The 2,961-nt window shown below is 27.4% G+C and carries 2 protein-coding genes and 1 pseudogene; all 3 read right to left on the reverse strand.

All coding sequences use genetic code 11. The annotated features are described in order from the left end of the window. Nucleotides 1-845: motility associated factor glycosyltransferase family protein (locus tag AJN64_RS05200; RefSeq protein WP_148122988.1), on the reverse strand; the 845-nt coding region annotated here is incomplete at its 3' end. A gap of 12 nt (nucleotides 846-857) precedes the next feature. Next, nucleotides 858-2,717 carry a motility associated factor glycosyltransferase family protein gene (locus AJN64_RS05205; protein ID WP_083271920.1) on the reverse strand — a complete coding sequence of 620 codons (1,860 nt, stop codon included), beginning with the start codon at nucleotides 2,715-2,717 and terminating at the stop codon, nucleotides 858-860. Next, nucleotides 2,714-2,961 (reverse strand): annotated as a pseudogene (locus AJN64_RS05210) (motility associated factor glycosyltransferase family protein); the annotation flags it as partial. The gene AJN64_RS05205 and the pseudogene AJN64_RS05210, both read right to left, overlap by 4 nt.

Raw genomic sequence — 2,961 nt, forward strand, 5'->3', positions numbered from 1 at the left:
ACATAATCAGGCTTTATGCCATGCTTAGCTAAAATAGGATAAGAAGAATCTGCACAAAAAATTGTAGCTTTATTAGCATACTTCTTTAATAAAGGTAATTGTTTGGTTAAACTTGGTCCTGTAGAAACAATGATAGCTGTATCACTTAAATTCTTTCTTTTAGAAAGTAATTCTGTATAACTAGGATGAGTGATCATTTGAGGAAGATTATAAACAAATTGCTCTATGCCTTGAAGAGCATCAAGAGGATCATTACCATGAGAAATAATAGAATCTTTAAAATACTGTACTAGCTTTTTATTTAACTCCAAAACATCTTCATGAAATCTTTCATAATAATTACTCATCAGTTCTAAAAAATAAATTCTAGAAAATTGAAAGAAAGGTTTGTTAGAACAAAAATCAGAAAAAAATTCTATATTTAAAGAACTAGTTTGCAAAATCATCAATCTTGAATTTTGTAATTCATTTGAAAAATCTAAGATATGAAACATCACCCAAATGATTTCTATATCTTTTTCAAAAACAACAATATGCTGATGATTTTTATTTTGCAATAAAGCTTTAAATAAAATTCCATTTCCAAAACCATAAAAATACAATACAGGATAAAGTAGGTATTTGTCATTATAGGTGTTTAACATAGTGTTTAATTCATCAATAACATTTCCATAAAGAAAAGTATTATCATTCGTATCTTTTAGATTGATATCAAGATTATCTTTACCTAAGATAAGTTCAAATTTACTAGACTTGATTTCTTTTAAACTTTCTTTTAAAAGAATATTACCTAAAGCTTCAATATTTTTGTTAAAGAGCTCTTTTTGGGTAGGGGTGAAGGTCATTGGAAATCCTAATTATTTTTTGACTATATCGTCAAAATTCCAATTTTCTAAACTTTTTTCTATGGTTTGGTTTTGAGTGTCAAGGTATCCTAAGCCTTGTATAAACCAATTGTGTTGTATTTTTAAAAAATCTATCAAATTTTCTTTTTGCTTGTTTGCATTTAAAACTTCAAATTTTAAAATTTCACATTCATTATGAAAATAAATTGCTTGAGTAAGTTCGTTAAAAAATTTGAGTTTTTTAAATTCTTTGAAAAGATTTAAGAGATTGTTTTTGATTTTTTCAAGAGTGTGAAAATCATCTTTGTTTTTTTCTAAAGTATATCTGAGTTTTTGAAGTTGAGTTTGAGCTTTTTTGATAAATTCTTTGGATTCTAAAATATTTTTTTGGAGATATTTTTTTGTTTTTTCTAATTTTTCTTTGGCTTGTTTTTTATCTAAAATTTTTGGAAAATCAAAAGGTTTGTTTAAATCCTTATCAAGTAAATTCTCACAAACCCAAAGAAAAGGTTTTTCTATAGTTCCTTCTATCCTTGCTCCACCTTCGGTGCAATTGTAAGTGTTGATATGAAGTTTTTCTTTTGTCCAAAAAATATCTTTTTCAAAGGCTTGACGAAATAAATTCCAAGTAAGTTGTGTTCTTACTTTGCCTTTTCCACCATAAGCCAAGGTATAGCTTTCCCCTCTGATTTCTTCACCCTGGTTACCATGAATGTGTTCTTTAGGATGAGAACTTCCATCTTCACTATAAGCAAGATCTTGTCCTATAAAAATGATATTTTCAAATCTTAAAGCCCCAGCTAATTCATAGATCATATTTGAAACGCTATGTCCTACTCCTAAATATCCGTATTCATCAAGTTTTAAGCTGGCTGCAAAATTTAAAGGGCGATGCACAAGCATATAAGTTCTTTGATCTTTTTCCAAAAAATCCAATACTTCTTTATGAACTACAGAAGCAAGTATGAAAAGTATGCCTTTGTTAAAATCGCCAAAATCATTATCAAAACATTTAGAAACTATATCATCACGCTCTAGCATGCAAACATAATCAGGCTTTATACCGTATTTTCCAAGGATAACATAAGCACTATCCGCACAAAAAATCGTAGCTTTATTAGCATACTTTTTTAATAAAGGTAATTGTTTGGTTAAACTTGGTCCTGTAGAAACAATGATAGCATTTTTAACTTTAGTCCTTCTTTCTTTAAGAAATTCTTGAAAAATTCCATGATTTAACATTTTAGGAAGATTATCTAAAGTATGCTTGATCCCTACTAAAGAATCATGTGGATCATTGCCTTTGTTTAAAACAATAAAGCGTATCATTTCCATGAGTTGGGTGTTTGTATTTTGTATTTGTGTATTTTGGAATTTTTGATAAAAATCACTATGGATAAAAAGATTAAAAATTTTTACACTTTTTTGAATGATTTCATAGCTAAAAAGTGTGCTAAGTTGTGGGGTATTTAGCGTTTGAGTGTGAAAAAGTATGAGTTTTTCATTTTTTAAGGCTTCGCTAAAGTCAAATAAATAAAAAGCAAGGGCTAAAATTTCTAAATCATCTTCAAAAACAATAATATGTCGATGATTTTTATTTTCACATAAACTTTTATAAAGCATTCCATTTCCAAAACCATAAAAAAACAAAACAGGATATTTTGCGTATTCACTTTGAAAAAGGCTAAGATTTTCTAAAAGCTCTTGATTGGGATTTTGATAAAGTAAGATTTCATCTTTTGCAAAATTGATTCCATTTTCATTTTGAATGAGTTTAAAAGTTATATTTTTAAGTGATCTTAATTTATAGGCTAAGATCTCATCAACTTCAAATAAAGCTTGAGTATTTTTTAAAAAAAGTTTTTCTTTCACCTTCTCACCCTTTCCATCCATTTATCTAATTTTCTTTCTTTAAGTTTTTCTTCTAAAGGAAGTATATTTTTTATCAAAGCACTTTCTTGTGCTTTGATATGTCCATAAACTAATTCCATAAATTCTAAATGTTCTTTTATCCAAAGAATACTTTTATTAAAAGCATCTTCTTTGGTTTTAGGATTTAAAACATAAATTCTAGCAAGATTAAGTTCAAATTGTGTCAGTAAAGGACCTAAAATTT

It is taken from the genome of Campylobacter sp. BCW_4332, assembly GCF_001763175.1.
Classification (GTDB): Bacteria; Campylobacterota; Campylobacteria; order Campylobacterales; family Campylobacteraceae; genus Campylobacter_D; species Campylobacter_D jejuni.